The organism is Leifsonia shinshuensis (assembly GCF_014217625.1).
Taxonomy (GTDB): domain Bacteria; phylum Actinomycetota; class Actinomycetes; order Actinomycetales; family Microbacteriaceae; genus Leifsonia; species Leifsonia shinshuensis_A.
Genome location: NZ_CP043641.1, coordinates 291,342 through 316,646, shown reverse-complemented (window position 1 = coordinate 316,646; position 25,305 = coordinate 291,342). Strand labels below are relative to the sequence as shown.

26 protein-coding genes are annotated in these 25,305 nt (G+C 70.4%); 11 read left to right on the top strand and 15 right to left on the bottom strand.

Features of this window, described 5'->3' with window-relative positions; translation table 11 throughout:
* Positions 1-116: 116 nt before the first annotated feature.
* Entirely contained in the window at positions 117-2,384 is a 2,268-nt protein-coding gene (locus F1C12_RS01570; protein ID WP_185277131.1) for a purine-cytosine permease family protein, read from the bottom strand.
* A 64-nt stretch (positions 2,385-2,448) separates the two neighbouring features.
* Between F1C12_RS01570 and F1C12_RS01565 the strand changes: the two genes are divergently transcribed.
* Both F1C12_RS01565 and F1C12_RS01560 read left to right on the top strand, forming a co-directional pair.
* Positions 2,449-3,258 (top strand): thymidylate synthase, encoded by an 810-nt coding sequence (locus F1C12_RS01565; RefSeq protein ID WP_185277130.1) that lies wholly within the window; start codon positions 2,449-2,451, stop codon positions 3,256-3,258.
* A complete protein-coding gene (locus F1C12_RS01560) occupies positions 3,255-3,752 on the top strand; it encodes a dihydrofolate reductase (RefSeq protein WP_185277129.1) in 498 nt (165 codons plus the stop codon). The genes F1C12_RS01565 and F1C12_RS01560 overlap by 4 nt, the downstream gene beginning before the upstream one ends.
* On the opposite strand, the gene F1C12_RS01555 is transcribed toward F1C12_RS01560, so the two are convergent.
* Positions 3,749-4,393 (bottom strand): DUF1345 domain-containing protein, encoded by a 645-nt coding sequence (locus tag F1C12_RS01555; protein WP_185277128.1) that lies wholly within the window; start codon positions 4,391-4,393, stop codon positions 3,749-3,751. The two genes, F1C12_RS01560 and F1C12_RS01555, sit on opposite strands and share 4 nt — an antisense overlap.
* Positions 4,394-4,454: 61 nt before the next feature.
* Here F1C12_RS01555 and F1C12_RS01550 point away from each other — a divergent pair, with 61 nt between their 5' ends.
* Together F1C12_RS01550 and F1C12_RS01545 are read left to right on the top strand one after the other, a co-directional pair.
* Positions 4,455-5,744, top strand: a complete 1,290-nt coding sequence (locus F1C12_RS01550) for an aminotransferase class I/II-fold pyridoxal phosphate-dependent enzyme (protein ID WP_258046070.1) — start codon at positions 4,455-4,457, stop codon at positions 5,742-5,744.
* A 1-nt stretch (position 5,745) separates the two neighbouring features.
* The gene (locus F1C12_RS01545) at positions 5,746-6,246 is read left to right on the top strand and encodes a GNAT family N-acetyltransferase (protein ID WP_185277127.1); all 501 of its coding nucleotides are present in this window, start codon (positions 5,746-5,748) and stop codon (positions 6,244-6,246) included.
* A 153-nt stretch (positions 6,247-6,399) separates the two neighbouring features.
* Here F1C12_RS01545 and F1C12_RS01540 read toward each other — a convergent pair whose 3' ends face one another.
* The 5 genes from F1C12_RS01540 to trpD are packed head-to-tail and all read right to left on the bottom strand — an operon-like array spanning position 6,400 to position 11,397.
* Positions 6,400-7,914: a leucyl aminopeptidase gene (locus tag F1C12_RS01540; protein ID WP_185277126.1), complete on the bottom strand. Its 1,515-nt coding sequence runs from the start codon at positions 7,912-7,914 to the stop codon at positions 6,400-6,402.
* 1 nt (position 7,915) lies between these two features.
* Entirely contained in the window at positions 7,916-8,632 is a 717-nt protein-coding gene (dhaM, locus tag F1C12_RS01535; protein ID WP_185277125.1) for a dihydroxyacetone kinase phosphoryl donor subunit DhaM, read from the bottom strand.
* Positions 8,629-9,261, bottom strand: coding sequence for a dihydroxyacetone kinase subunit DhaL (gene dhaL, locus F1C12_RS01530; RefSeq protein ID WP_185277124.1), 633 nt, complete (start codon positions 9,259-9,261; stop codon positions 8,629-8,631). Before dhaL ends, dhaM begins: the two co-directional genes overlap by 4 nt.
* 59 nt (positions 9,262-9,320) lie before the next feature.
* Entirely contained in the window at positions 9,321-10,322 is a 1,002-nt protein-coding gene (gene dhaK / locus F1C12_RS01525; RefSeq protein WP_185277123.1) for a dihydroxyacetone kinase subunit DhaK, read from the bottom strand.
* A gap of 25 nt (positions 10,323-10,347) precedes the next feature.
* Positions 10,348-11,397, bottom strand: a complete 1,050-nt coding sequence (gene trpD / locus F1C12_RS01520) for an anthranilate phosphoribosyltransferase (RefSeq protein WP_185277122.1) — start codon at positions 11,395-11,397, stop codon at positions 10,348-10,350.
* Positions 11,398-11,529: 132 nt separating this feature from the next.
* Between trpD and ctaE the strand changes: the two genes are divergently transcribed.
* The 5 genes from ctaE (at position 11,530) to F1C12_RS01495 (ending at position 16,675) form a co-directional block, all read left to right on the top strand.
* Complete coding sequence (gene ctaE, locus F1C12_RS01515; protein ID WP_185277121.1) at positions 11,530-12,174, top strand: aa3-type cytochrome oxidase subunit III; 645 nt, start codon at positions 11,530-11,532, stop codon at positions 12,172-12,174.
* A 24-nt stretch (positions 12,175-12,198) separates the two neighbouring features.
* Positions 12,199-13,053 carry a cytochrome bc1 complex diheme cytochrome c subunit gene (gene qcrC, locus F1C12_RS01510; RefSeq protein WP_185277120.1) on the top strand — a complete coding sequence of 285 codons (855 nt, stop codon included), beginning with the start codon at positions 12,199-12,201 and terminating at the stop codon, positions 13,051-13,053.
* 44 nt (positions 13,054-13,097) lie between these two features.
* Positions 13,098-14,171, top strand: a complete 1,074-nt coding sequence (gene qcrA / locus F1C12_RS01505) for a cytochrome bc1 complex Rieske iron-sulfur subunit (RefSeq protein WP_185277119.1) — start codon at positions 13,098-13,100, stop codon at positions 14,169-14,171.
* A complete protein-coding gene (qcrB, locus tag F1C12_RS01500) occupies positions 14,168-15,787 on the top strand; it encodes a cytochrome bc1 complex cytochrome b subunit (protein ID WP_185277118.1) in 1,620 nt (539 codons plus the stop codon). The genes qcrA and qcrB overlap by 4 nt, the downstream gene beginning before the upstream one ends.
* An 81-nt stretch (positions 15,788-15,868) precedes the next feature.
* On the top strand, positions 15,869-16,675 hold the full coding sequence (locus F1C12_RS01495; RefSeq protein ID WP_185277117.1) for a methyltransferase domain-containing protein: 807 nt from the start codon (positions 15,869-15,871) through the stop codon (positions 16,673-16,675).
* Between the two features lie 7 nt (positions 16,676-16,682).
* On the opposite strand, the gene F1C12_RS01490 is transcribed toward F1C12_RS01495, so the two are convergent.
* The 6 genes from F1C12_RS01490 to F1C12_RS01465 all read right to left on the bottom strand — a co-directional run bounded on the left by F1C12_RS01490 (position 16,683) and on the right by F1C12_RS01465 (position 22,224).
* A complete protein-coding gene (locus tag F1C12_RS01490; protein WP_185277116.1) occupies positions 16,683-16,991 on the bottom strand; it encodes a MazG nucleotide pyrophosphohydrolase domain-containing protein in 309 nt (102 codons plus the stop codon).
* 94 nt (positions 16,992-17,085) lie between these two features.
* On the bottom strand, positions 17,086-17,508 hold the full coding sequence (locus F1C12_RS01485; protein ID WP_185277115.1) for a cytochrome c oxidase subunit 4: 423 nt from the start codon (positions 17,506-17,508) through the stop codon (positions 17,086-17,088).
* Between the two features lie 4 nt (positions 17,509-17,512).
* Positions 17,513-19,261 (bottom strand): aa3-type cytochrome oxidase subunit I, encoded by a 1,749-nt coding sequence (gene ctaD / locus F1C12_RS01480; RefSeq protein ID WP_185277114.1) that lies wholly within the window; start codon positions 19,259-19,261, stop codon positions 17,513-17,515.
* Positions 19,262-19,286: 25 nt separating this feature from the next.
* Complete coding sequence (gene ctaC / locus F1C12_RS01475) at positions 19,287-20,174, bottom strand: aa3-type cytochrome oxidase subunit II (protein ID WP_185277113.1); 888 nt, start codon at positions 20,172-20,174, stop codon at positions 19,287-19,289.
* A 144-nt stretch (positions 20,175-20,318) separates the two neighbouring features.
* Positions 20,319-20,675: an iron-sulfur cluster insertion protein ErpA gene (erpA, locus tag F1C12_RS01470; protein WP_185277112.1), complete on the bottom strand. Its 357-nt coding sequence runs from the start codon at positions 20,673-20,675 to the stop codon at positions 20,319-20,321.
* 94 nt (positions 20,676-20,769) lie between these two features.
* Positions 20,770-22,224 (bottom strand): dipeptidase, encoded by a 1,455-nt coding sequence (locus tag F1C12_RS01465; RefSeq protein ID WP_185277111.1) that lies wholly within the window; start codon positions 22,222-22,224, stop codon positions 20,770-20,772.
* Between the two features lie 41 nt (positions 22,225-22,265).
* On the opposite strand from F1C12_RS01465, the gene F1C12_RS01460 reads away from it, so the two are divergent.
* Both F1C12_RS01460 and F1C12_RS01455 read left to right on the top strand, forming a co-directional pair.
* A complete protein-coding gene (locus tag F1C12_RS01460) occupies positions 22,266-22,856 on the top strand; it encodes a DUF3043 domain-containing protein (RefSeq protein ID WP_185277110.1) in 591 nt (196 codons plus the stop codon).
* A 1-nt stretch (position 22,857) separates the two neighbouring features.
* Positions 22,858-23,775 (top strand): ribonuclease HI family protein, encoded by a 918-nt coding sequence (locus F1C12_RS01455; RefSeq protein ID WP_185277109.1) that lies wholly within the window; start codon positions 22,858-22,860, stop codon positions 23,773-23,775.
* Here the strand turns inward: F1C12_RS01455 and F1C12_RS01450 are convergent.
* Together F1C12_RS01450 and nrdR are read right to left on the bottom strand one after the other, a co-directional pair.
* Positions 23,743-24,786 carry a quinone-dependent dihydroorotate dehydrogenase gene (locus F1C12_RS01450; protein ID WP_185277108.1) on the bottom strand — a complete coding sequence of 348 codons (1,044 nt, stop codon included), beginning with the start codon at positions 24,784-24,786 and terminating at the stop codon, positions 23,743-23,745. The genes F1C12_RS01455 and F1C12_RS01450 overlap by 33 nt on opposite strands.
* A 40-nt stretch (positions 24,787-24,826) precedes the next feature.
* On the bottom strand, positions 24,827-25,300 hold the full coding sequence (gene nrdR, locus F1C12_RS01445) for a transcriptional regulator NrdR (protein WP_185277107.1): 474 nt from the start codon (positions 25,298-25,300) through the stop codon (positions 24,827-24,829).
* Between the last annotated feature and the right edge of the window lie 5 nt (positions 25,301-25,305).

The window sequence follows — 25,305 nt, the reverse complement described above, 5'->3', positions numbered from 1 at the left end:
CCCAGCCTCGCCCACCGCGGCCAACGGAGGAGATCGGGATGGGCGGAGGCCGCGGGTCCTCCGTTCACTGCGATCCGGGCGCCCGTGACCCGGGATGTCCTCCGTTGCCGACGCGGTCAGGCGGCCGCGCGCTCCTGCCGCCGCACCGCGCGCACGCCCGACACCATCGGAGTCACCAGCCCGATCCCGAGCGCCAGCAGCACGCCGACGTTGCTCGCGCCGATCCCCGCGTGCGGGTCGGCGCCGAGCAGCCGGAACAGGTAGCCCTCCCAGGCCAGCCACGGCAGCGGGGAGCTGACGAAGCCGAGGCCGATCGCGCTGGCGACCACCAGCATCGTGAGGTTCGTCCAGCGCCAGTCCGGGTACACGCCGCCGCCGGTCAGCAGCGAGGCGTGGTGGAAGCGGCGGGTGCGCAGCATCATCTCGCCGGCGAAGATCCCGGCCCAGGCCGCGACCGGCACGGACAGCGCGGTCGGGATGCCGCGGATGACCACGTCCAGGTCGCTCACCGTCAGCGCGAGCACCACGCCCGCGACGGCGATCGCCGCGCCGACGACCACCGTGCTCCAGCGCCGGCCGAGGCGCACGCCGAGCGCGTCGAGGGTGAAGCCTCCCGAGTAGATCGTGAGCACGAGCGCGGAGATCAGGCTGAGGGCGACCGCCAGCAGCAGGGGAACCGGGAACCACGCCGGGAGGCCGAGCTGCACGAACCCGCCCACCGGGTCGCTGGCCAGCTCGTCGGCCAGGCGCGGGTCGGAGGCCGCGAGCAGGCCGCCGTAGGAGACGAGCACGAACGGAGGGACGCCCGCGCCGAACGTCGCCCACAGCATCCCCGCGGCGCCGGACGAACGGCGGCGCTGGTAGCGGGCGACCTCCGCGCTGCTCATCGCCCAGGCCAGCCCGACGTAGCTGAACACGAGCACCGCGCCGGTCACGACGTGAGTCCAGAGCGCGTCGGGAACCGCGAGCGCACGCGACATGTCCACGTGCCGCCAGGTGGCCGCGATGGTCACGGCGATGAGCACAGCGGACGCGATCGTCAGCACGAGCTGGACCCGCGACACGAGCCCGTAGCCGAAGAAGGCCACCGCGCCGGCGACGCCGATCGTGACGATCAGCGCGATCGCGGTCGGGATCGCGGCGCCGTGCGACCAGCCCTCCGACACGGCCAGCGACCCCGCGGCGGACCCGGACAGCCAGAGCAGCACCGCTCCCCAGAAGAGTTTCGTGACGAGTGCCAGCGCGGTCGGGAGGGCGTTGCCGCGCAGCCCGAACGTGGCGCGCGACACCACCATGGTCGGCTGTCCGCTCCACTTGCCGGCGAGCGTGCCGAGCCCGAGCGGGAGGAACGACAGTGCGACGCCGACCAGCGTCGCGACCAGCAGCTGGCGGAGGCTGAGCCCGAGCAGGAACAGCGTCGCGCCCACCCCGACGCTGATCAGGGAGGACGTCCCGGCGAACCAGAGCCAGAACAGCCGGGACGCGTGCCCCGCCCGCCGGTCGAGCGGCGTGGGCTCCAGGTCCACGGTCTCCGGCACGAACGCGGCGGGCGCGACCGGGCCCGAGCCGTACAGCACGGCGTTGTCCTCGGGCGGGCGCGGGGACGCGACGGGCGTGGGCGCGCTGCGCACGTCGTCCGCGTCGTCGGCCACATCGCCGTCGATGTGGTCGGGGGTCGCGGCGGTCGGCCCGAGATCGTGGGTGACCACCGGGGCCGAGAGCGCCACGGGCAGGGCGCTCGGGAGCAGCGGGACGGGCTGGGAGTCGCTGGGCGCGTACTCCTCCGGCACGAGCCCGAGCGGTTCGACGCGCGGCGCCGCGGTCGCCGGAGCAGGCGGCTCCGGCGCGGAGGGCGACGTGTCGAGCGCGATCGTCGGGAACTTCGGCGGCGACACCTCCGGCTGCGCCGGCGCGGGCGCCACCGGCTGCGGCACGGCCGCCCCCACCCACGCGCTGTACGTCGGCTGCGGCCCGTCGTCCCTGCGCCGGGAGGGGAGGTCGTCGAAGCTGATCAGCTGCGTCGGCGGCCCGACCCAGTCGTCCACTTCTTCTTCCTCTTCCTCCACGGCCTCCTCGGCGACCTCGTCCGCCGGCTCCCCCACCAGCGGGATCGCCGCCGTCGCCCGTGCCTGCAGCACGTTCTGGAGGTGCTGGATCGCCCCGAAGGTGTCGTGGATCCGGAGGTCCGCGTTCACGATCGCCGTGACCTCCGCGTCGCTCAACGCCGCACCGTCCGCCGCGGCGAGCGGCCCCGCCACGATCGGGATCGCCGCCGTCGCCCGGTCGACCTCCGCCTGGAGGGCGTCGGCGAGCTCGTCGTCGCTGTGGCGCGCTGCGCCCGGCTCGACGACGCCGTCCCCCTCCACGCCATCGGCCCGCTCCATATTCGAAGCCTACGACCGGAACGTCCACCGGGTCAGGGGGCATCCTGGCGGTACCATCGTCTCGATGAGCACGCCGATCCCGACTCCGTACGAAGACCTGCTGCGCGACGTCCTCGCGAACGGCAGCCACAAGTCCGACCGCACGGGCACCGGGACGCGCAGCGTGTTCGGCCGCCAGCTCCGGTTCGACCTCGCAGAGGGCTTCCCGCTGATCACGACCAAGCGGGTGCACTTCAAGTCGATCGCGTACGAGCTGCTGTGGTTCCTGCGCGGCGAGTCCAACGTCGGCTGGCTGCGCGACAACGGCGTCACGATCTGGGACGAGTGGGCGGACGAGCGCGGCGAGCTCGGCCCGGTCTACGGCGTGCAGTGGAGGTCGTGGCCGGCGCCCGACGGCACGCACATCGACCAGATCCAGCAGGTGATCGACACCCTCCGCCGCGACCCGGACTCCCGCCGGATCATCGTCTCGGCCTGGAATGTGGCCGACATCCCGGACATGGCGCTCGCCCCCTGCCACGCCTTCTTCCAGTTCTACGTCGCAGACGGCCGGCTGTCCTGCCAGCTCTACCAGCGCAGCGCCGACATGTTCCTCGGCGTCCCGTTCAACATCGCCAGCTACGCGCTGCTCACAATGATGGTCGCCCAGCAGGTGGGCCTCGAACCGGGTGACTTCGTCTGGACCGGCGGCGACTGCCACATCTACGACAACCACGTCGAGCAGGTGACCGAGCAGCTCAGCCGCGACCCGTACCCGGCGCCCACGCTGCGGTTCGCGCGGAAGCCGGAGAGCATCTTCGACTACCGCTACGAGGACTTCGTCGTGGAGGACTACCAGCACCACCCCGCGATCCGCGCGGCCGTGGCCGTATGAGCCTCGCCCTGATCTGGGCGCAGGCCCACGACCGGGTGATCGGCGCGGGCGGCGTCATGCCCTGGCACCTGCCCGAGGATCTCAAGCACTTCCGGGAGCTGACCGACGGCGATCCGGTCGTCATGGGCCGGCGCACCTGGGAGTCGCTGCCCGAGCGGTTCCGACCGCTGCCCGGGCGCACGAACCTCGTCGTCACCCGCAACGCCGGCTTCGACGCTCCCGGCGCCACGGTCGTCCACTCGCTGGAGGCCGCGCTCACCGCCGCCGGCGCCGGAACCGTGTGGGTGATGGGCGGCGCCGAGCTGTACGCGCAGGCCCTCCCGATCGCGGATCGGGTCGAGATCACCGAGATCGACCTCGACGTCGCCGGCGACACGTTCGCGCCCGTCCTCGGCCCGGAGTGGCACGGCGACCCCGGCCCGTGGCTGGAGGCCGCGAACGGGATGCGCTACCGGTTCGTCCGCTACGGGCGCCAGGACGGAGCCGGGCGCTAGGTCAGCCCCGCGACCAGGTTCACCGTCGCGGCCACGATGACGGTGCCGAACACGTACGACAGCAGGGTGTGGCGGAGGATCGCCCTGCGCAGGTACGAGCTGGAGATGTCCGTGTCCGACACCTGGAAGGTCATACCCAGCGTGAACGCGAGGTAGGCGAAGTCGCTGTACTGCGGCGGCTCCTTCTGGTTGAAGTCGACGCCGCCGTCCCTGCGGTAATAGATCCGCGCGTAGCGCAGCGTGTAGAGGGTGTGGACGAGGACCCACGACAGCGCGATGCTCACGATCGCGAGCAGCGCGACGGCGAGCTGCGCGCCGCCCTTCAGGCTGCGCGCCTCGACGAGGACCCAGACGACCGCGAACAGGCTCACCAGCGCGGTGATGGTCAGCACGAGGTCCACCGTCCGGCGACCCGGGTCCTCCAGCGTCGCGTGGCTGCGCGTCTGCTCCCCGTCCATCCGCCAGACCGTCGACCAGATCCACACCACGTACACCAGGCACGCCGCCGCCCAGCCGGTGAGCACCGCGTGGTGCACCAGTTCGAAGAAGGAGGCGACCACCGCGACCACGATGCCGACCGCCAGTGCCACATACAGCTTGACGCGGGTGCGGCCGCGTCCGCGCTTCAGTTCGTCCGTCACACAACGGATGTTCGCACGTCACGCCAGGGCGTCGATGCCAGCGCGCCGGTACGATCTTTTTGTGACCACCGCTCCCGCACCCCTCGCCGACCTCGACACCGAAGCGCTCCGCTCCGCGCACGCCGACTTCGCGCGCGCCTACGACGAGCTGAAGGCCGCCGGCCTCGCGCTCGACATCACGCGCGGCAAGCCGTCCGCCGAGCAGCTCGACCTCTCGAACGACCTCCTGCACCTGCCGGACGGCGCCTACCGCGACGCCGCGGGCACCGACCTCCGCAACTACGGCGGTCCGAACGGCCTCCCCGAGCTGCGCGCGATCTTCGCCGACGCGCTGCGGGTGCCGGTCGCCCAGCTGCTCGCGCTGGGCAACTCCAGCCTCACGGTCATGCACGACACCGTCGCGCAGGCCCTGCTGCACGGTGTCCCCGGCGGCGACCTGCCCTGGGGCCACCAGTCGATCAGCTTCCTCGCGCCGGTACCCGGCTACGACCGCCACTTCACGATCTGCGAGCGCTTCGGCATCCGGATGATCGCGGTGCCGATGAACGACGACGGCCCCGACATCGCGACCATCGAGACGCTGCTGGCGACCGACGACAGCATCAAGGGCATGTGGTGCGTGCCGGTGTACTCCAACCCCACGGGCGCGGTGTACAGCGAGGAGGTCGCGCGGGCGCTGGTGTCGCTGCCCGCCGCCGCCGACTTCCGGCTGTTCTGGGACAACGCCTACGTCGTCCACCACCTGAGCGACGAGCGTCCGGAGCCGATCGACATCCTCGCGCTGGCCGCCGAGGCCGGCAACCCGGACCGGCCGCTGATCTTCGCCTCCACCTCCAAGGTCACGTACCCGGGGGCCGGGGTCGCGTTCGTCGGCGCGTCGGAGGCCAACATCGCGTGGTTCCAGCACAACTCGGCCGCGCAGAGCATCGGCCCGGACAAGATCAACCAGCTCCGCCACGTGCAGCTGCTCCGCGACCAGGAGGGGCTGGCGGCGCACATGGAGAAGCACCGCGCCATCCTGGAGCCGAAGTTCGCCGCGGTCGACGAGGCGTTCCGGGCGCGGCTGGAGCCGTGGGGCGCCGGCGCCTGGAATGCGCCGCTCGGCGGCTACTTCGTCAGCCTGGACGTGCTCGACGGCTGCGCCAAGCGCGCCGTCCAGCTCGCCAAGGAGGCCGGCATCGCGGTGACGCCCGCCGGGGCGACTTTCCCGTACGGCGAGGACCCGCGGGACGCGAACATCCGCATCGCGCCCACCTTCCCGCCGCTCGCGGAGCTCCGCGCGGCGCTCGACGGGCTCTGCACGGCCATCCTGCTCGCCGAGACCGAGGCGCTGCTGGCCGAGCGGAACTGACGTGACGGACTGGGTCGTCCGCCCGAGCGTCGAGGACGACTGGGCCGCGTACCGCGCGATCCGGCTGGAGATGCTCGAGGACACACCCATCGCGTTCCTCGAGACGCTGGCCGGCGCGCGGGCGCACCCCGACGAGCACTGGCGGCGGCGGGCGGCGAACACGTCCTCCAGCGGCAGGCTGTTCGCCGCGGTCGCGCCGGACGGTCGGTGGCTCGGGACGATGGGCGGCTTCCACGCCACCGGCTCCCCCGACCCGCACCTGGTCGGCGTTTACGTCACGCCGTCCCTGCGCGGCCGCGAGCACGGCGTCGCGGACGCGCTGCTGGACTCCGTAATCGCCTGGGCGCGGCTCCGCTCCGGGAGGCTGCTGCTGGAGGTCCACGAGCACAATGCGGCGGCGATCCGGTACTACGAGCGCCGCGGCTTCGCCTTCACCGGCAACACGCAGCCTTACCCGCTCGACCGCACCGCCCGGGAGCTGGAGATGGCGGCCGACCTGTAGGTCGCCAGCGGAGGAGATCGCGCGCCGGCAACGGCGTGTCGGCAGGGAACGGAGGAGATCCCGGCTGGGGCGGCCGGGATGTCCTCCGTTGGCGACGGTCGGGCGCGGCGGGAACGGAGGAGATCCGGGCTCGGGCGGCCGGGATGTCCTCCGTTAGCGGCGGAAGCGGAGGGCGAGCTCGGCGAGGAGGCGGGCGCCGTAGCCGGTCGCGCCCTTGGCGCGCCAGGCGTCGTCGCTGTCGGCGTGCATCGTGCCCGCGATGTCGAGGTGCGCCCACGGGGTCTCGCCGACGAACTCGCGCAGGAACAGTGCGGCCGTCGTCGCTCCCGCGTACGGACCTCCGACGTTGGCGATGTCGGCGATGTCGGAGTCCAGCAGCTTGCGGTAGGCAGTCTCCAGCGGGAGCTGCCAGACCTTCTCGTCGGTGCTGCGGGAGGCCGCCACGATCGCGTCGGCCAGCCCCTGGTCGGTGGCGAACAGCGCAGCCCTGGCCGGTCCGAGCGCCATCAGCGCCCCGCCGGTGAGCGTCGCGATGTCCACCACCGCGTCCGGCTGCTCCTCCGTTGCGAGGACGAGGCCGTCCATCAGCACGAGGCGCCCCTCGGCGTCGGTGTTCTTGACCTCCACCGTCGTGCCTCCGCGCGCGGTGAGCACGTCGCCCAGCTTGTACGCCGAACCGGACGGCATGTTGTCCGTGCACATCAGGAACGCCGTGACCGTCGTCGTGCAGCCGAGGTCCTGGAGGCTGGAGAGCGCGCCGAAGATCGCGGCCGCCCCGCCCATGTCCATCTTCATCAGCAGGTGCATCGGGTCGGACGGCTTGAGGCTGATGCCGCCCGAGTCGTACATGATGCCCTTGCCGACGAGGGCCAGGTGCCCGGTCGACTCGCCGGACGGGGCGTAGCGGAGCCGGATCATCCGCGGCTCCTCGGCGCTGCCGGCGTTGACCCCGAGCAGGCCGCCGCAGCCGAGCTCGACCAGCTGCTGCCGGTCGAAGACCTCGACATCGAGGCCGAAATCGGCGGCGAGCTCCAGGGCGAGCTCGCCGAAGTCGGTCGCGGTCAGGTGACCGGGCGGCGTGTTGGCAAGGTCGCGGGCGATCGCGGCGCCGCGGGCGGTGATCGCACCGGCCGGGAGCCCGTCGGCCACGGCGGAGGACGGCGCCTCGTCGACGAGCACCTCGACCCGGGTGAGCTCGGTGACGGCGGGCGCCGACTTCAGCTCGGAGTAGCGGTAACGGCCCAGCAGCGCGCCCTCGGCGACGACCTGGCCGACCCGTTCCGGCGGCACGGCTCCCGTCGTCGGGAGGCGGAGCCCGATCGCGGCCGACGACGCGGCCGCGCGGGCGAACGTGGCGGCGATGTCGCGGAGGACGTCGGCCGTGAGCTCCCCGGAGTCGCCCGAGCCCACCGCGTAGAGCAGCGACGCGGCCTCGGTCGGCACCAGCAGAGTCTGTCCGGCCTTGCCCTCGAACCCGGCGCGCTCGAGCGCGCCCCGGTCGAGGCCGAGGTCGGGGTCCACGGGGCCGTCGGTGCCGACAGCGATCCCGATCGCGTCGAGCCCTGGTGCGAAGGAGGTCACCGCCTCGAAGCCGACGGCGTGCTCCGGGCGGTACGACGGGACGGGGGTGAACGACGACGGGATGAGCCTGCGCACCGCCGATTCCATCTCAGACCTCCCCGAAGCCGCTCTCGACCAGCTCGACCAGGGCGTCCACGGCGGCCTCCCCCTCGCTGTCCGGCGACGCGATCGAGGCCGTCGCGCCCGCGGTGAGGCCGAGCGACATCACGCCGAGGAGGCTCTTGGCGTCCTTGCCGTTCACGGTCACCTTCGCCGGGAAGGTGTTGGCGAGCTTGACGAACTCGGCTGCGGGACGGGCGTGCAGGCCCTGCGGGTTGCGCACGAGCACCTCGCGCGTGTAGCCGTCGGCGCTGCGGGCGCCTTCCGACCCGGATGGGACGGCGGCGGGCGCGGGCGCGGAAGCCTCCGCGTCCCCCCACGCCGAGCGCGCGCCCTCCACCGCGGCCGCGACACCCGCGAGGTCGGCGCCGGTCTCCGCGGCCACGGCCGCGGCGACGCCGCCTTCCACGAAGGGCCCGTCGACGACGCGCACGCGGGCGCGCTCGTCCTCCGGGAGCATGTCGAGCACGGTCTCCGCGGTCATCAGCGCAGACCCCAGGTCGCTGACGACCACCACGCCGGAGCCCTGGTCGGCCTCCCCCACCGCGGTCATCACCTTGCCGAAGCTGGTGCCGATCCCGTCGTCGTCCGTGCCGCCCGCGGCCAGCAGCGTCACCGACGGCGCCATCTGCCCGGCGAGGGCGACGGCGCCGGCGGCGAGCTGCGAGCTGTGCGAGACGAAGACGAGCCCGACGCGCCCGCTCATCCGGCCGCCTCTGCTGCGGCTCGCAGGATCAGCGCGGTCGACTGCGCGCCCGGGTCGCGGTGACCGGCGGACCGCTCGCCCAGGTAGCTCGCGCGCCCCTTGCGTGCGACGAGAGGGATGGTCGCGTCGGAGCCCTGCTCGGCGGCGTCGGCCGCGGCGGCGAGGATCGCCTCCGGGGCGTCCCCCGCGGCGAGCGCGGCCGAGGCCGCCTCCACCGCGGGGGTCCAGGCGTCGATCATCGTCTTGTCGCCGGACTCCGCCTTGCCGCGGGACACGATCCCGTCGCGCGCCGCCGTGAGCAGCGCGACCAGGGTCTCCCCGTCGATCGGGTCCGTGTCGCCGACCGGCTCGGCCGCCTTGAGGAAGGCCGTGCCGTACAGCGGGCCGGACGCGCCGCCGACCGTGGAGATCAGGGTCATCGCGACGGAGCGCAGCGCCGCGGACGGCGTCGCGTCGGCGGGCAGCTTCCCGAGCGCGTCCACGGACGCGCGGAGGCCGCGATCCATGTTCTCGCCGTGATCGCCGTCGCCGATCTCCCGGTCGAGCGTGTTCAGCTCACCCTTGTGCTCGCCCACGGCGGTCGCCGCGGCCGAGATCCAGGAGGTGACCCAGTTCGTGTCCAGCGCCATCAGCGCATCCTTCCTCGTGTCGTGTCATCCGGTCTGTGGAGCGTACGCCCGAGAACGCCTCAGACGCCCCAGCGGAGCGCGGCCGTGTGCACCGGCGCGTCCCAGAGGGCGGTGAGCTCGTCGTCCAGCTTCAGCACGGAGATGGAGGCGCCCTGCATCTCCAGCGACGTGACGTAGTTCCCGACCAGCGACCGGCCGAGGACGATCCCCTTCTCGTCCAGGATCTCCGCCGCGCGCCGGAACAGGATGTAGAGCTCGGAGAGCGGCGTTCCGCCCATCCCGTTGACGAACAGCAGCACGGTGTCGCCCGAGGAGAACGGCAGATCCGTGAGGATCGCGTCCATCATCCGGTCGACAAGGCGGTCGGCGGGCTCGAGCTTGATCCGCTCGCGGCCCGGCTCGCCGTGGATGCCGACGCCGAACTCGATCTCGTCCTCCGGGAGGACGAAGCCGGGCTCGCCCGCGTGCGGGACGGTGCCGTCGGTGAGGGCGAGGCCGATCGAACGCACGTTGGCGTTGACCTTCTCGGCCACCGCGGTGACGGCGTCGAGGTCGTCGCCGCGGTCGGCCGCGGCTCCGGCGATCTTCTCCACCAGCACGGTGCCGGCGACGCCGCGGCGGCCCGCGGTGTAGAGGGAGTCCTGGACGGCGACGTCGTCGTTGGTGACGACGGCGCGCACCGTGATGCCCTCGGCGCCCACCAGGTCGGCGGCCGTCTCGAAGTTCAGCACGTCCCCCGTGTAGTTCTTGACGATGTGGAGCACGCCCGCCCCGCCGTCGGCGGCTTTGGTGGCCTCCACGATCGGCATCGGCGTCGGCGAGGTGAAGACCTCACCGGGGACCGCGGCGTCGAGCATGCCCTTCCCCACGAAACCGGCGTGCAGCGGCTCATGGCCGCTGCCTCCTCCGCTGACCAGGCCGACTTTGCCGCGCACCGGGCCGTCGGCCCGGGAGACGAAGCGGGGGTCCTGCGACACCGTCACGATGTCCGCGTGAGCCCGTCCGAACCCCGCGAGGGACTCGGTCACGACGTCGGGTACGTCGTTGATGAGCTTCTTCATCGAAAACCCTTCCTTCCACTTGCTGTCAGTGCGTCGCTTCGACCCATTCCTCGAGCTTCGCGGCCGCGGCCCCGGAGTCGATCGCCTGGGCGGCGACCGCCATGTGCGAACGGAACCGATCCAGGATGGACACCTGGACCCTCGACGGGTCGGACGCGAGCTCGTAGGACACGAGCCCGGCCGCCGCGTTGAGCAACACGATGTCGCGCACGGGGCCCTCCTGGCCCGCGAGCACGGCACGCACGACAGCCGCGTTGTACGCGGCGTCCTTCCCGAGCAGGTCATCGATCCTCGCCCGCGGGATGCCCAGATCGCGCGGGTCGATGTCGTGCTCGGTGACGAGGCCCCTGGAGACCTCCCAGACGTGGCTGTGACCGGTGGTCGACAGCTCGTCCAGGCCGTCGTCGCCGCGGAAGACCAGCGCGGTGGCGCCGCGGGTCTGGAACACGCCGACGATCAGCGGGATGCGGTCGAGCGTCGCGACGCCCACCGCCGACGCCTCCGGGCGCGCCGGGTTGCACAGCGGCCCGAGGAAGTTGAAGACGGTCGGCACGCCGAGCTGCGACCGGACGGGACCGGCGTTGGCGAAGCCCGGGTGGAACGCGCTGGCGAACGCGAAGGTGATCCCGGTGCTGCGCAGCACCTCGGCGACGCGCTCCGGCGGCAGGGTCAGGTCGATGCCGAGCGCGGCGAGCACGTCGGAGGATCCGGACGACGAACTGGCCGCCCGGTTGCCGTGCTTGATGACGGGCACGCCGGCGGCCGCGGCGACGATGGAGGCCGTGGTCGAGACATTCACGGTGCCGAACCGGTCGCCGCCGGTGCCGACGATGTCCAGCGCCATCGGGTCCACCGGCAGCGGGACGGCGTGGTCGAGGATGGCGTCGCGGAAGCCGACGATCTCGTCCACGGTCTCGCCTTTGGCGCGAAGTGCGATGAGGAATGCCGCGAGCTGGGCCTCCGTGGCCTCGCCCGACATGACCTGGTCCATGGCCCACGCCGCGTCCGCCACACTCAGGTCCTCGCGGGCGAGGAGGGAGGTGAGCACGGACGACCAGGACTGCATTTCCGTCATACTGCGATCCTATGGGGAGGCGACACGCCACGGGGAGCCGCCCGTTTGTACCAGGTGTTAGCTGGTGCTTATCCGAATCGAGGCGGATTCGTGCCATTCAGGTGAGAAAACCACGGCTTCTTTTCAGCCATAATGGGAATTGTGACGAGCACCTCCATTTCCCCTGCAACGAGTGCGCCGGCGATCAACCGGCCCAATGTCGTGGCCGTCGGCACGATCGTCTGGCTCGGCTCCGAGGTGATGTTCTTCGCGGGTCTGTTCGCGATCTACTTCACGCTCAAGTCGACGTCGCCCGGTCTGTGGGCCGCCGAGACGGCGCACCTCAACGTCCCGTACGCGCTCACGAACACGATCATCCTCGTGCTGAGCTCGGTCACCTGCCAGATGGGCGTGTTCGCCGCGGAGCGGCTGCAGCCGCGCCACTCGGCCGGCGTGCTGAAGTTCTGGAAGTGGGGCATGGTCGAGTGGTTCGCCCTCTCCTACCTCATGGGCGCGGTCTTCGTGTCCGGCCAGGTGCTCGAGTACGCGACGCTCGTCTCCGAGGGGATCTCGCTGCACGCCAACGCCTACGGCTCCGCCTTCTATCTGACGACCGGCTTCCACGCCCTCCATGTCACCGGCGGCCTCATCGCCTTCCTGCTCGTCATCGGCCGCGCCTTCGCGGTCAAGACCTTCGGCCACAAAGAGGCCACGAGCGCCATCGTCGTGTCGTACTACTGGCACTTCGTCGACGTCGTGTGGATCGGACTGTTCGCGGTCATCTACATCATCCGATAGATCAACAGGAGCTGACCCCACCTCATGCGTCCCCGCGTCCCCGGCACCCAGAAGTCCCGCGCAGCAGCGCCCTCGCGTAACGCGAAGGCCGCGCGCAAGACCGGTCGCCGCCACCCGCTCGCCACCGTCGCCCTGCTCGCCATCGGCCTCGGCCTGACCGGCGGAGCCTACGCCGCGTTCACCACCACCACGGCCTCCGCCGACACCCCGCAGGTCCAGACGGCCTCGAAGTCGTCGGTCTCGCAGGGCGAGAAGCTCTTCCAGGCCAACTGCGCCACCTGCCACGGCATGGACGCCCAGGGCACGGTCAACGCGCCGTCCCTGATCGGCGTCGGCGCCGCCGCCGTCGACTTCCAGGTCGGCACCGGCCGCATGCCCATGCAGATGCAGGGCCCGCAGGCCCAGGAGAAGCCGGTCCAGTTCTCGGACGAGGAGGTCGCGGCCCTGGCCGACTACGTCGCCTCCCTCGCTCCCGGGCCGTCCATCCCCGAGCAGAAGTACCTCGATGGCAAGGGCGACGCCGCCAACGGCGCCCAGCTCTTCCGGATCAACTGCGCGATGTGCCACAACGTCGCCGGCGCCGGTGGAGCCCTCACCGAGGGCAAGTACGCCCCGCCGCTCACCGGCGTGAGCGCCAAGCACATCTACGAGGCCATGATCACGGGCCCGCAGAACATGCCGGTCTTCAACGACCTGAACATCACGCCTCAGGGCAAGGCCGACATCATCACGTACCTCAAGTACATCCAGAACAACCCGTCCCCGGGCGGCATCGAGCTCGGCTCGCTCGGCCCGGTGGCCGAGGGACTCTTCCTCTGGATCTTCGGTCTGGGCGCCATCGTCGCGCTGACCGTGTGGATCACGGCGAAGTCCAACTGACCGTTCTGTCGTACTTGTAGAAGCACAGCGTAAGAAGGAGAACAATGGCACAGGACGAGAACGGCGGTCACGAGCTGACGCCAGCCAGTTCGTCGGCCGTCGACGTGCACCGGACCGGCGACCCCGGAACGGCGGTGGTCATCCGCGACGCCGTGGAGAACCCCGGCTTCCCGCCGCACCGGCCCCGGGTGACGGACCTCGACCCCCGCAAGGAGCGGCGTGCCGAGCGCACCGTCTACACGCTCTTCTACCTGTCGATCGCGGGTTCGGTCTGGGCGGTCGCCGCCTACATGGCGTTCCCGATCAATGACAGCGACCCGGGCTCGGTCCGGCTGAACAACCTGTTCATCGGCATCGGCATCACGCTGGCGCTGCTCGCGATCGGCATCGGCGCGGTGCACTGGGGCAAGGCCCTGATGCACGAGAAGGAGGGCGTCGACCTCCGCCACCCGGTGCGCGGCTCCGAGCAGACCACCGAGCGGGCGGCGGAGATCTTCCGCCAGGCCGACGAGGAGTCCGGCTTCAACCGCCGGGTCCTGATCCGCAACAGCCTCATCGGCGCGCTGATCGCCTTCCCGCTCCCCGGCGTCATCCTGTTCCGCGGTCTCGCGCCGCAGGGCGTGGACCCGGCCGAGCTGCTGTCGCAGACCATGTGGGCCAAGGGCATCCGCCTCACCCGCGACCCGTCCGGCACGCCGATCAAGGCGTCGGACGTCACGCTCGGCAGCGCCTTCCACGTCATCCCCGAGGGCCTCAACGACGCCCCCGACATGCTGGAGCAGAAGGCCAAGGCGGCCGTCCTGCTCATGCGCCTCAAGCCCGAGGACCTGCACGTGTCCAAGGGCCGCGAGAACTGGAACTACGACGGCATCGTCGCCTACTCCAAGATCTGCACGCACGTCGGGTGCCCCGTGGCGCTCTACGAGCAGCAGACCCACCACCTGCTGTGCCCGTGCCACCAGTCGCAGTTCGACATCACGCACGAGGCGCAGGTCATCTTCGGACCGGCGAAGCGGCCACTGCCGCAGCTGCCGATCACCGTTGACGCCGACGGTTACCTGGTCGCCCGCAGCGACTTCCACGAGCCCGTCGGCCCGAGTTTCTGGGAGCGTCATTGAGCACCTCGACCGCCGCAGCCCCTGCGGCACCCACCACGGCCAAGAGCGGCGGCTTCACCGCTGCCGCCGCCAACTACATCGAGGACCGCACCAGCATCTCGGGCGCGGTCAAGGAGTTCGGGCGCAAGATCTTCCCGGACCACTGGTCCTTCCTGCTCGGTGAGGTCGCCCTCTACAGCTTCATCGTCATCCTGCTGACCGGAACGTTCCTGACGTTCTTCTTCCAGGCGTCGATGGCAGAGGTCGTCTACAACGGCTCGTACGTCCCGCTCAAGGGCATCCACATGTCCGCGGCGATGGAGTCCACCCTCAACATCTCGTTCGAGGTGCGCGGCGGCCTGCTCGTGCGCCAGATCCACCACTGGGCGGCGCTGCTGTTCGTGGCCGCGATCGGCCTGCACATGCTCCGCATCTTCTTCACGGGCGCGTTCCGCAAGCCGCGCGAGCTCAACTGGGTGATCGGCTTCACGCTGTTCATCCTGGCCATGGCCGAGGGCTTCACCGGCTACTCGCTCCCGGACGACCTGCTCTCGGGCAACGGCCTCCGCATCATCGACGGCCTGATCAAGGGCCTCCCCGTCGTCGGCACCTGGATCTCGTTCCTGCTCTTCGGCGGCGAGTTCCCCGGCACCGCGATCGTCGGGCGCCTCTACACGCTGCACATCCTGCTGCTGCCCGCGCTGGTGGTCGCGTTCATCGCGCTGCACCTCGTGTTCGTGGTCGTCCACAAGCACACGCAGTACGCGGCTCCGGGACGCACCCAGGGCAACGTGGTCGGCTACCCGGTCCTCCCGGTGTACGCGGCGAAGGCCGGCGGCTTCTTCTTCATCGTGTTCGGTGTCATCGCGCTCATGGCGTCGTTCTTCACCATCAACCCGATCTGGAACTACGGCCCGTACGACCCCTCCCCTGTGTCCGCCGGCACCCAGCCGGACTGGTACATCGGCTTCGCGGACGGCGCGCTGCGTCTCGTCCCGCCGGGCTGGGAGTTCGTCTGGCTGAACCGCACCTGGTCGTTCAACATCATCGTCCCGGTCGCCATCCTCGGTCTCTTCATCGTGACCGTGATGATCTACCCCTTCATCGAGGCGTGGGTCACCGGCGACAAACGCGAGCACCACATCCTCGACCGTCCGCGCAACGCGTCCACCCGCACGGCCATCGGCGCCGCGGGCGTGACCTTCTACGCGGTGTTCTGGGCTGCTGCCTCGTCGGACATCATCGCGACGCACTTCAAGCTCACGATGGAGGGCGTCATCCACACCCTCCAGGCGCTGCTCTTCGTCGGCCCCGTCGTGGCGTACTTCCTCACCAAGCGCATCTGCATCGCGCTGCAGAAGAAGGACCGCTCGATCGCGCTGCACGGCTACGAGACCGGCCGCATCGTCAAGCTCCCCGGTGGCGAGTTCATCGAGGTGCACGAGCAGCTGAGCGACTACGAGCGCTGGCGCCTGATCAGCTACGAGGCCTACGAGCCGCTGATGATCCGCCCGAACAAGCGCGGCAAGATCACGGCCGGCACGCGCATGCGCGCGAGCCTCTCCCGCTGGTTCTTCGAGGACCGGCTGGTCCCGCCGACCCGCACGGAGCTCGAGTCGGGCCACGGCCACCACTGATCCGACCGGAAAGCGCCGGTGCAGTTTCTGCACCGGCGCTTTCGCGTACTCCCCCTCCACCGACCGCTTCCGGAGGCCGCGATGACCGACCTGACCCGCCTGGCCTCCTGGCTGCGCTGCCCCGTCTGCGAGCTGCCGCTGGAGCCCGTCGACCGGCTCACCCTCGGCTGCGCCTCCGGGCATCGGCACGACGTGAACAAGCGCGGCTACGTGTCCCTGCTCGGCGGCGGAAGCAAGTTCGTGGGCGACACCGCGGAGATGCTGGACGCGCGCGACGCGGTGCTGGAGGGCGGGGCGTACGCGCCGATCGCGGCGGCAGTGGCCTCCGCCGTCACACCCGCGGAGCGTGTCCTGGACGCCGGCGCCGGCACCGGCCACTACCTGCGCGCCGTGCTCGCGGCCTCCCCCGGCGCCGTCGGACTCGCGATGGACCTCTCCCCGACGGCCGTCGCCCGGGCCGCCCGCTCATCGGCCGACATCGACGGGCTGGTGGCCGACACCTGGCGCCCGCTGCCGGTACGCTCGCACCGCGTGGACGCCGTGCTGGATGTGTTCGCGCCGCGCAATCTCCCCGAGTTCCACCGCGTCCTGCGGCCGGGCGGGACGCTGGCCGTCGTCGTCCCCCGCGCCGACCACCTCGCGTCCCTGCGCGCAGCCGGCGGCATGCTCGACATCCCCACCGACAAGGCGGAGGACGTCATCACGGCCGCGGAGGCGCTGTACGCCCCGCTGGCGCGCGAACAAGTCGTGTACGACCTCGCGCTCGATGACGCCCTTCGACGCGCTCTGGCGGGCATGGGGCCGTCGGCGCGCCATGCGGACGTGGCGCCCGCGGAAGCGGACTCCACGACCGTCTCCGTCGACGTCCTGACATTCACGGCGCGCTGAATCCGTTCTACTGCGGTTTCCAGACGAGCCACTTGCGCGCGACTTCGGACTCGAGGTCGATCTCGAGCCGCTTCGCGATCAGGAGCACCTGAGCGAACACATCGGACAGCTCAGCGCGGAAGTCGTCCTCCCGCTCGGCTGCGTCGCGCCCTTTGTCGCGTGCCCGGCCCGACCGGGCCAGATACGCCTGCGTCAGCTCGCCGACCTCCTCGCCGAGCTTGAGCATGAACCAATCGTCCGTCCGCGCGATGTCGTGTCGCTCCGCATAGAAGGCGGACACCGACTCGACCTCGTCCCCGAGAGCAGCTACATCCATGCATCGATCCTGGCAGCCCACCCACGACGTCCCCGCACGAACGACGAGGGCCGCCTCCCCACGGGAGACGGCCCTCGAACGACGCAGTCGCGGCTCAGCGCGCGAAGTAGCCGCGGTAGTACTCGTAGACCCAGCCGACGATGCAGACGAGGCTGAAGGCCACGCCGATGAAGCAGATCCAGAAGCCGACCGCGAGGCCCAGCATGACCAGCGCCGCGCCGGTCGCGAGGGCAACGGGCCACCAGCTCCACGGGGAGAAGTGGCCGAGCTCGGGGTCGCCGTCGTCGATGTTGGCGTCGAGGCGGTCCTCCGGCAGCTCGCCGTGCTGGGCGGAGTGCGAGCGGCCCACGTAGAACGCGATGAACGCGGCCAGGATGGCGCTCAGCGTCAGCGCCACCGTGCCGACCCACTCGACCTTCATGTGCATCGGGTCGAGCAGGCTCCACAGCGTGTAGACGATCGCCGAGAGGATGAAGAAGACCGACAGGATCCAGAAGAGGATTGCATTGGCTCTCATGGGTTCACTTCACCTTGTTGTTCGAGATGTCGAGCACGGGAGCGTCCGGGGCGTCCTTGCCGCCGCCGACGCCGATCGGGATGCCGGCCTCGGGGTGGTTGAGGTCGAACGCCGGCGACTCGGAGCGGATGCGCGGGATGGATGTGAAGTTGTGCCGCGGCGGCGGGCAGGAGGTCGCCCACTCGAGCGAGCGGCCGTAGCCCCACGGGTCGTTGACCGTGACCTTCGGGGCGTTGCGCGCCGTCAGGTACACGTTCACGAAGAACGGGATCATCGAGACCGCGAGGATGCCGGCGCCGATCGAGGAGACCTGGTTCATCCAGGTGAAGCCGTCCTGCGGCGAGTAGGTCGCGTAGCGGCGGGGCATGCCCACGACGCCCAGCCAGTGCTGGATGAGGAACGTCGTGTGGAAGCCGATGAACAGCAGCCAGAAGTGCCACTTGCCGAGACGGTCGTTGAGCATCTTGCCCGTCCACTTCGGCCACCAGAAGTAGAAGCCGGCGAACATCGCGAAGACGACGGTTCCGAACACGACGTAGTGGAAGTGCGCCACCACGAAGTAGGTGTCGGACACGTGGAAGTCCAGCGGCGGCGACGCGAGGATGACACCGGTCAGACCACCGAACGTGAAGGTGATCAGGAAGCCGATCGACCACAGCATCGGGGACTCGAAGGTCAGCGAGCCGCGCCACATCGTGCCGATCCAGTTGAAGATCTTCACGCCGGTCGGGACCGCGATGAGCATCGTCATCAGCGAGAACCAGGGCAGGAGCACCGATCCGGTCACGTACATGTGGTGCGCCCACACGGTGACGGACAGGGCCGCGATCGAGATCGTCGCGTAGATGAGGGTCTTGTATCCGAAGATCGGCTTACGGCTGAACACCGGGAAGATCTCGGAGACGATGCCGAAGAACGGCAGCGCGATGATGTACACCTCGGGATGGCCGAAGAACCAGAACAGGTGTTGCCAGAGCAGCGCCCCGCCGTTGGCGGCGTCGTAGATGTGCGCGTCGAACACGCGGTCGGCCGCCAGGGCGAACAGCGCGGCCGCCAGCACCGGGAAGGCCATCAGCACGAGGATCGAGGTGACCATCGCGTTCCAGGTGAAGATCGGCATGCGGAACATGGTCATACCCGGCGCGCGCATCGTGATGATGGTCGTGATGAAGTTCACCGCGCCGAGGATGGTGCCGAAGCCCGAGAGGCCGAGGCCGAGGACCCAGAGGTTGCCGCCGATGCCCGGCGAGAAGGTCGTGCTCGACAGCGGCGCGTACGCGAACCAGCCGAACGACGCCGCACCCTGCGGGGTGAGGAAGCCGGCGACCGCGATCAGCGAGCCGAAGGAGTAGAACCAGTACGCCAGCGCGTTCAGACGCGGGAACGCCACGTCCGGGGCGCCGATCTGCAGCGGCATCAGCACGTTCACGAAGCCGGCGAAGAGCGGCGTCGCGAACATCAGCAGCATGATCGTGCCGTGCATCGTGAAGAGCTGGTTGTACTGCTCCTTGGTCTGCACCACCTCGAGACCCGGCTCGAAGAGCTGGGCACGGATGATGAGGGCCATCACGCCGCCGATGAGGAAGTAGATGAACGACGAGATCAGGTACATGTACCCGATCGTCTTGTGGTCCGTCGACGTGATGTAGTTCACGAGGATGTTGCCCTTGCGCTCAACGCCGTTGGCGGTGAGGAGGGTGGGCTTCGGAGCGGGCGCGGTGGTCGCTCCGGGCGCCGGTGCTGTCGTCGTCATGCGTCTGTCCTACTCGTTGCCGGAATCACTCGTTGCCCGTCGGGGCGCCCGTGCCGGGCAGGTTGTTGTTGCGGTCGTACTGAGACCCGAGCTGGCCGTTGAAGCCCTTGTCGCGCAGCGACTGGATGTGGGCGTCGTACTCGCTCTGCGACACGATCTTCACGTTGAAGAGCATCGCCGAGTGGTACTCGCCGCACAGCTCAGCGCACTTGCCGACGAAGGTGCCGGTGCGGCCGGTGGTGGAGAAGTACATGTAGTTGGTCTTGCCCGGGATGACGTCCTTCTTGTAGAGGAAGGCCGGCACCCAGAAGGAGTGGATCACGTCGCGCGAGTCGAGCTGGATCGTGATCTTCTTGTTCTCGGGCAGGTACAGCGTGGGGATCTGGCTCTCCTGGACCGTGCCGGGCGCCGCGTTCGAGTCGTCCGGCTGCGCCTGGATGCCCGGGTCGTACACGTTGTCGGTGACGTAGTTGAAGTCCCACGCCCACTGCTTGGCGTACACCTGGATCTTGAGGTCCGGGTGCGCGTACGGCTGCTCGATGGCGTTCTGGTCGCGCGCCGTGAAGGCGAAGAAGCCGAGGACCAGGATGAGCGGCACGATCGTGTAGAAGATCTCGATCGGCATGTTGTAGCGGAGCTGGACCGGCAGTCCGGTCTGTCCCTTGCGGCGGCGGTACACGACGACCGCCCAGAGGATGAGACCCCAGACGATGATGCCGACGATGAGCAGGACGATCCAGCTGGTCACCCAGAGGCCGCTGATGCGGTCGGTGTGGTTGGTGACGGGCTGCTGGCCCTCGACGAAGCCCGGCAGGAATCCGTGGAGCTGGGCCTGCGTGCAGCCCGCGAGGACGATAGCGAGTGTCGCTGCGATCGGGATTGCAACCCATCGGAAACGGCGATTGTGACGCACCGGTGACCTTTCGAGAGACTCGGGGACAGTTCACATGCAACTGTATGTGGCGTTCTCTACCCTACTCCGACGGACACCCGGTTTCGAACACAAAGGGCCGCCCACAAGGGGCGGCCCTGACGTGTTTTCTGTGCTATGGAAGGCTCAGTGGAACGAGTCTCCACAGGCGCAGGAGCCCGTCGCGTTCGGGTTGTCGATCGTGAATCCCTGCTTCTGGATGGTGTCCTCGAAGTCGATCGTGGCGCCGTCCAGGTAGGGGACGCTCATCTTGTCGACGATGACCTCCACCCCGTCGAAGTCGACGGTCGCGTCCCCGTCGAGCATGCGCTCGTCGAAGTACAGCTGGTAGATCAGCCCCGAGCAGCCGCCGGGCTGGACGGCGACGCGCAGACGCAGGTCGTCGCGGCCTTCCTGCTCGAGCAGGCTCTTGACCTTGCCGGCAGCGGTGTCGGTCAGGCCGACGCCGTGGGCCTTGGTCGCGGTCAGCGCTGTGTCGGTCATGGGACTCCTCACACGTGTTCTACGGATTCGATTGCGAAATCTGCGTCGATTGTACGTCGTGATCCCGCGAGATCGCTCAGTTCCGCCGGATCGCTCAGTCCTGGCGGGCGTCCAGGCGCGCGAGCAGGAGCGCCTCGGCCAGAATCGCCCGCTTGAACACCCCGAGGTGGAGCGACTCGTTCGGGCTGTGGGCGCGGGTGTCCGGGTCCTCGACGCCGGTGACCAGGATCTGCGCCTCCGGGAACTCGCGGACGAGGTCGGCGATGAACGGGATGGACCCGCCGACGCCGGTCTCCACCGCCTCCGCGCCCCAGGCGTCCGTCATGGCGCGCTTGGCCTCCGTGGCCGCCCAGCCGGCGGTGTCGACCAGGAAGGCGTCCCCGGTGTCGACGTCGCTGATCTCGATGTTCGCCCCGAACGGCGCGTGCGCGCGGAGGTGGCGCTCGAGCGCCTCGTACGCCTCCGAGGCCGGCTGACCGGGTGCGACGCGGGCGCTCAGGCGCACGGACACGCTCGGCAGGAGGGTGTTGGAGGCGTCCACGACGCTCGGCGCGTCGATGCCCGTGATCGTGACGGTCGGCTGCGACCACATCCGGGACAGGATCGGCCCGGTGCCGATCGGGGTGACGCCGGGCAGCAGGGCGGCCTCCTCGCGGAACTGCTCCTCGCTCACCGCGGGCGGCTCCGCGGCGTCGTCGTGCGAGCGCATGCCTTCGACGGCGACCGAGCCGTTCTCGTCGTGCAGCGTCGCCAGGAGGGCGACGAGCGCGAGCATGGCGTCCGGCGCCGCGCCACCGTACATCCCGGAGTGCGACGCGTGCTCCAGCGTCGAGACCGTCAGCTTGAAGGTCACGTTGCCGCGCAGCGAGACCGTGAGGGCGGGGGTGTCGACATCGACGTTGTCGGAGTCGGCGACCACGATGACGTCGGCGGCCAGGGCCGACTTGTTCTGCTCCAGGAAGTTCGCGAACGAGCGGGAGCCGAACTCCTCCTCGCCCTCGATGAACACGGCGATGCCGAGGTCGAAGTCGGAGCCGAGTGCCTCCACGAGGGCGCGGACGCTCGCGACGTGAGCCATCACGCCGGCCTTGTCGTCGGCGGCGCCGCGGCCGTACAGCCGGTCGCCGCGCACGGTCGGCTCGAACGGCGGGGTGTCCCAGTTCTCGGCGTCGCCCTGCGGCTGCACGTCGTGGTGCGCGTAGAGCAGCACGGTCGGGCGGCCGTTCTTCGCGGCGCGGGTGGCGAGCACGGCCGGCTGACCCAGGCTCTCCCCTGCACCGGTGGACGGCCCGGAGATGGGCGCCTGCTTGACCTCGACGCTCTCGAACGCTCCGGTCTCGCGCAGCAGCTCCGCCACCGCCTCCGCGCTCTTGCGGACGTTGCCCGGGTCGTACGCGGTCCACGAGACCGAGGGGATGCGCACGAGGCGGGAGAGCTCGGCGATCGTGGACGGGAGGCCGGTCTCGACGGAGGAGCGGATCCGCTCCTCCACCTCCGGGCGGTCCCCGGCTGCGGATCGGCCGGAAGGAGTCTGCTGAGTGTCTGTCATGCGGGTAATCTTAAACGGACCCCAAAACGAAGGCTCAAGCTTTGGCGAAACGACAGAACCCGGCGGCCGAGGCGCAGGCGCCCGCCACCGAGACCCCCGAACAGACCGCTGCCCGGCTGGGCAAGGGCGCACCGACGCCCACCCGCCGCGAGCAGGAGGCCGCGCGCAAGCGGCCGCTGGTGCCGACCGACCGCAAAGAGGCGGCCAAGGCGGCACGCGCCCACCAGGCCGAGGCGCGCGAGAAGGCACGCGTCGGCATGGCAGCGGGCGACGAGCGCTACCTGACGCAGCGCGACCGCGGCCCGCAGCGCCGGTACGTGCGCGACTACGTCGACGCCCGGTTCAGCATCGGCGAGTTCCTCATCCCGGTGATGCTGCTCGTCATCGTGCTCAGCTTCCTGCCGTGGGCGTTCATGCAGGTCTGGGGCCTGGTGGCCCTGTGGGCGTTCTTCCTGATCGCCGTCCTGGACTGCATCGTGCTCGGCTTCGTGGTGACCAGGAAGATCGGCGACAAGTTCGGCAAGACCAAGGTGGAGCGCGGGCTCAAGTGGTACGCCGCCATGCGCGCGCTGCAGCTGCGCGTCATGCGCCTGCCGAAGCCGCAGGTCAAGCGCGGCCAGTACCCCGCCTGACGTGACGATCGTCGCAGCGGCGGACGGCTCCGCCCTCGGTAATCCCGGCCCGTCGGGCTGGTCCTGGTACGTCGACGACGAGCGCTGGTCGGCGGGCGGCTGGCCGCACGGCACGAACAACATGGGCGAGCTCATGGCGGTCATCGACCTCCTGGAGTCGACCGCGCACGTGGACGAGGACCTGCGCATCCTGTGCGACAGCCAGTACGTGATCAACTCGGTCACCAAGTGGATGCCGGGCTGGAAGCGCAAGGGCTGGCGGAAGTCCGACGGCTCCCCCGTGCTCAACCGTGAGCTGCTGGAACGGCTGGACCGGGCCCTGCACGGCCGGACGTACACGTTCGAGTGGGTCAAGGGCCACGCAGGCCACGACCTGAACGAGGCGGCCGACCAGCGCGCACGCGCGGCGGCGACGGCCTATCGGGACGGCGACGCCATTCCGATCGGGCCGGGCTGGCCAGGAGCCGCTGTCCACGAGCCGGCGCCCGCGCTGGCGGTGGCCGAGAAGGCCGCGCCGGCCTCCCCCGCCGCCGAGACGGTCGAGTTCGATCTCTTCGACGACCTGCTGACCGCGTCGGAGTCCGACGAGGACGTCGTGAAGCGCCTGGAGCGCGAACTCGTCGAGCCGGCCGTCCGCTCGGACTCCGCCCGGGTCGCCGCGCTGCTGCACCCCGACTTCGAGGAGATCGGCCGCTCCGGCCGGCTCTGGGGCCGCGACGCGATCCTGGAGGCCCTGGCCGAGGAGGACTCCCCCGCCGCGGAGCTCGCGGTGCTGGGCACCGAGCGGATCGGCGCGGACGCCATCCTGCTCACGGCGCGCACGGTCGACGACCGCGGCGCCAGCCTGCGCAGCTCGCTGTGGCTGCGTGTGGGAGGGCGCTGGCGCCTACGCTTCCACCAGGGCACGCCGGAGGCGTAGCAGCCCGCGGTTGACCTGCCGCGCCCACAGCGGGCCGCGGTAGAGGAACGCGGTGTAGCCCTGCACGAGCGTCGCGCCGGCGTCGAGGCGCTGCTGCACGTCCTCCGCTGTCTCCACGCCGCCGACCGAGATCACGCACAGCTCGGCGGGGACGTGGGCGCGGATCAGGCGCAGCACCTCCAGCGAGCGCGCGGCGAGCGGTGCTCCGGAGAGCCCGCCGGCGCCGGCGGCCTCGACCACGGCAGGGTCGGTCGCGAGGCCGTCGCGGGCGATCGTGGTGTTCGTGGCGATGATCCCGGCGAGGCCCAGCTCGACGGCGAGGCCGGCGATCTTCTCGACCTGCTCGTCGGTGAGGTCGGGCGCGATCTTGACCAGCAGCGGGGTCTCCCCCGCGACCTCCTTGACCGCGGTCAGCAGCGGGGCCAGCAGCTCCAGCTCCTGGAGACCGCGCAGCCCTGGGGTGTTGGGCGAGCTCACGTTGACGACGAGGTAGTCGGCGACCGGCGCGAGCGAGCGGGCGCTGGTCAAGTAGTCCTGGGTGGCGTCCTCGACGGCGACGACCCGGCTCTTTCCGATGTTCACTCCGAGCACCGGACGGCGGCGGGTGCGGCGCACGCGCTGCAGCCGGTTGGCGGCCTCACCGGCGCCGTGGTTGTTGAAGCCCATCCGGTTGATGACGGCGCGGTCCGGGATGAGGCGGAACAGCCGCGGCCGGTCGTTGCCGGGCTGCGGGAGGGCCGTGATGGTGCCCACCTCGACGTGGCCGAAGCCCAGGTCGCCGAGGCCCACGACCGCCTCGCCGTCCTTGTCGAAGCCGGCGGCGACGCCGAACGGGGAGTCGAACCGCAGGCCGAGCGCTTCGACGGCGAGCGACGGGTCCGGCGCGGTGAACCGGCGGACGAGACCGCCGAGGCCGAGCGCGGGAAGGGCCCGGATCACCAGGAAGGCGTAGTGGTGCGCGCGCTCCGGGTCGAGCTTCGACAGGACGAGAGAGAAGAGTGTGCGATACATGCCGGTACGAGAATACCCGCCTCCGGCACCGACGCCCGTCTCAGGCTTCGACGTCGGCGGGCTCGGCGTGGTGCTCCACGCGGAGCTGCTGGATGGCCTCCTCGAAGTCCTCCAGCGAGTCGAACGCCTGGTAGACGCTCGCGAAGCGCAGGTAGGCGACCTCGTCCAGCTCGCGGAGCTCCGGGAGGATGGCGAGGCCGATGTCGTTCGCCTCGATCTGGGAGGCGCCGGTGGAGCGGATGGTCTCCTCCACCTTCTGCGCCAGCACGGCGAGGTCCGAGTCGGTCACCGGCCTTCCCTGGCACGCCTTGCGGACGCCCAGCACGATCTTCTCGCGGCTGAACGGCTCCACGACGCCGCTGCGCTTGATCACGCTGAGGCTCGCGGTCTCGGTCGTGGAGAAGCGGCGGCCGCACTCAGGGCACTGCCGGCGGCGCCGGATCGAGAGCCCGTCGTCGCTCGTACGGGAGTCGATGACGCGGGAGTCCGGGTGGCGGCAGAAGGGGCAGAACATGAGGG

What these genes read in the sequence shown, in the direction of transcription:
- F1C12_RS01570 (WP_185277131.1), bottom strand. Translation starts at nt 2,384, where the DNA reads ATGGAGCGGGCCGATGGCGTGGAGGGGGACGGCGTCGTCGAGCCGGGC.
- F1C12_RS01565 (WP_185277130.1), top strand. Translation starts at nt 2,449, where the DNA reads ATGAGCACGCCGATCCCGACTCCGTACGAAGACCTGCTGCGCGACGTC.
- F1C12_RS01560 (WP_185277129.1), top strand. Translation starts at nt 3,255, where the DNA reads ATGAGCCTCGCCCTGATCTGGGCGCAGGCCCACGACCGGGTGATCGGC.
- F1C12_RS01540 (WP_185277126.1), bottom strand. Translation starts at nt 7,914, where the DNA reads ATGGAATCGGCGGTGCGCAGGCTCATCCCGTCGTCGTTCACCCCCGTC.
- dhaM (WP_185277125.1), bottom strand. Translation starts at nt 8,632, where the DNA reads ATGAGCGGGCGCGTCGGGCTCGTCTTCGTCTCGCACAGCTCGCAGCTC.
- dhaL (WP_185277124.1), bottom strand. Translation starts at nt 9,261, where the DNA reads ATGGCGCTGGACACGAACTGGGTCACCTCCTGGATCTCGGCCGCGGCG.
- dhaK (WP_185277123.1), bottom strand. Translation starts at nt 10,322, where the DNA reads ATGAAGAAGCTCATCAACGACGTACCCGACGTCGTGACCGAGTCCCTC.
- trpD (WP_185277122.1), bottom strand. Translation starts at nt 11,397, where the DNA reads ATGACGGAAATGCAGTCCTGGTCGTCCGTGCTCACCTCCCTCCTCGCC.
- ctaE (WP_185277121.1), top strand. Translation starts at nt 11,530, where the DNA reads ATGGGAATTGTGACGAGCACCTCCATTTCCCCTGCAACGAGTGCGCCG.
- qcrC (WP_185277120.1), top strand. Translation starts at nt 12,199, where the DNA reads ATGCGTCCCCGCGTCCCCGGCACCCAGAAGTCCCGCGCAGCAGCGCCC.
- qcrA (WP_185277119.1), top strand. Translation starts at nt 13,098, where the DNA reads ATGGCACAGGACGAGAACGGCGGTCACGAGCTGACGCCAGCCAGTTCG.
- F1C12_RS01495 (WP_185277117.1), top strand. Translation starts at nt 15,869, where the DNA reads ATGACCGACCTGACCCGCCTGGCCTCCTGGCTGCGCTGCCCCGTCTGC.
- F1C12_RS01490 (WP_185277116.1), bottom strand. Translation starts at nt 16,991, where the DNA reads ATGGATGTAGCTGCTCTCGGGGACGAGGTCGAGTCGGTGTCCGCCTTC.
- F1C12_RS01485 (WP_185277115.1), bottom strand. Translation starts at nt 17,508, where the DNA reads ATGAGAGCCAATGCAATCCTCTTCTGGATCCTGTCGGTCTTCTTCATC.
- ctaD (WP_185277114.1), bottom strand. Translation starts at nt 19,261, where the DNA reads ATGACGACGACAGCACCGGCGCCCGGAGCGACCACCGCGCCCGCTCCG.
- erpA (WP_185277112.1), bottom strand. Translation starts at nt 20,675, where the DNA reads ATGACCGACACAGCGCTGACCGCGACCAAGGCCCACGGCGTCGGCCTG.
- F1C12_RS01465 (WP_185277111.1), bottom strand. Translation starts at nt 22,224, where the DNA reads ATGACAGACACTCAGCAGACTCCTTCCGGCCGATCCGCAGCCGGGGAC.
- F1C12_RS01450 (WP_185277108.1), bottom strand. Translation starts at nt 24,786, where the DNA reads ATGTATCGCACACTCTTCTCTCTCGTCCTGTCGAAGCTCGACCCGGAG.
- nrdR (WP_185277107.1), bottom strand. Translation starts at nt 25,300, where the DNA reads ATGTTCTGCCCCTTCTGCCGCCACCCGGACTCCCGCGTCATCGACTCC.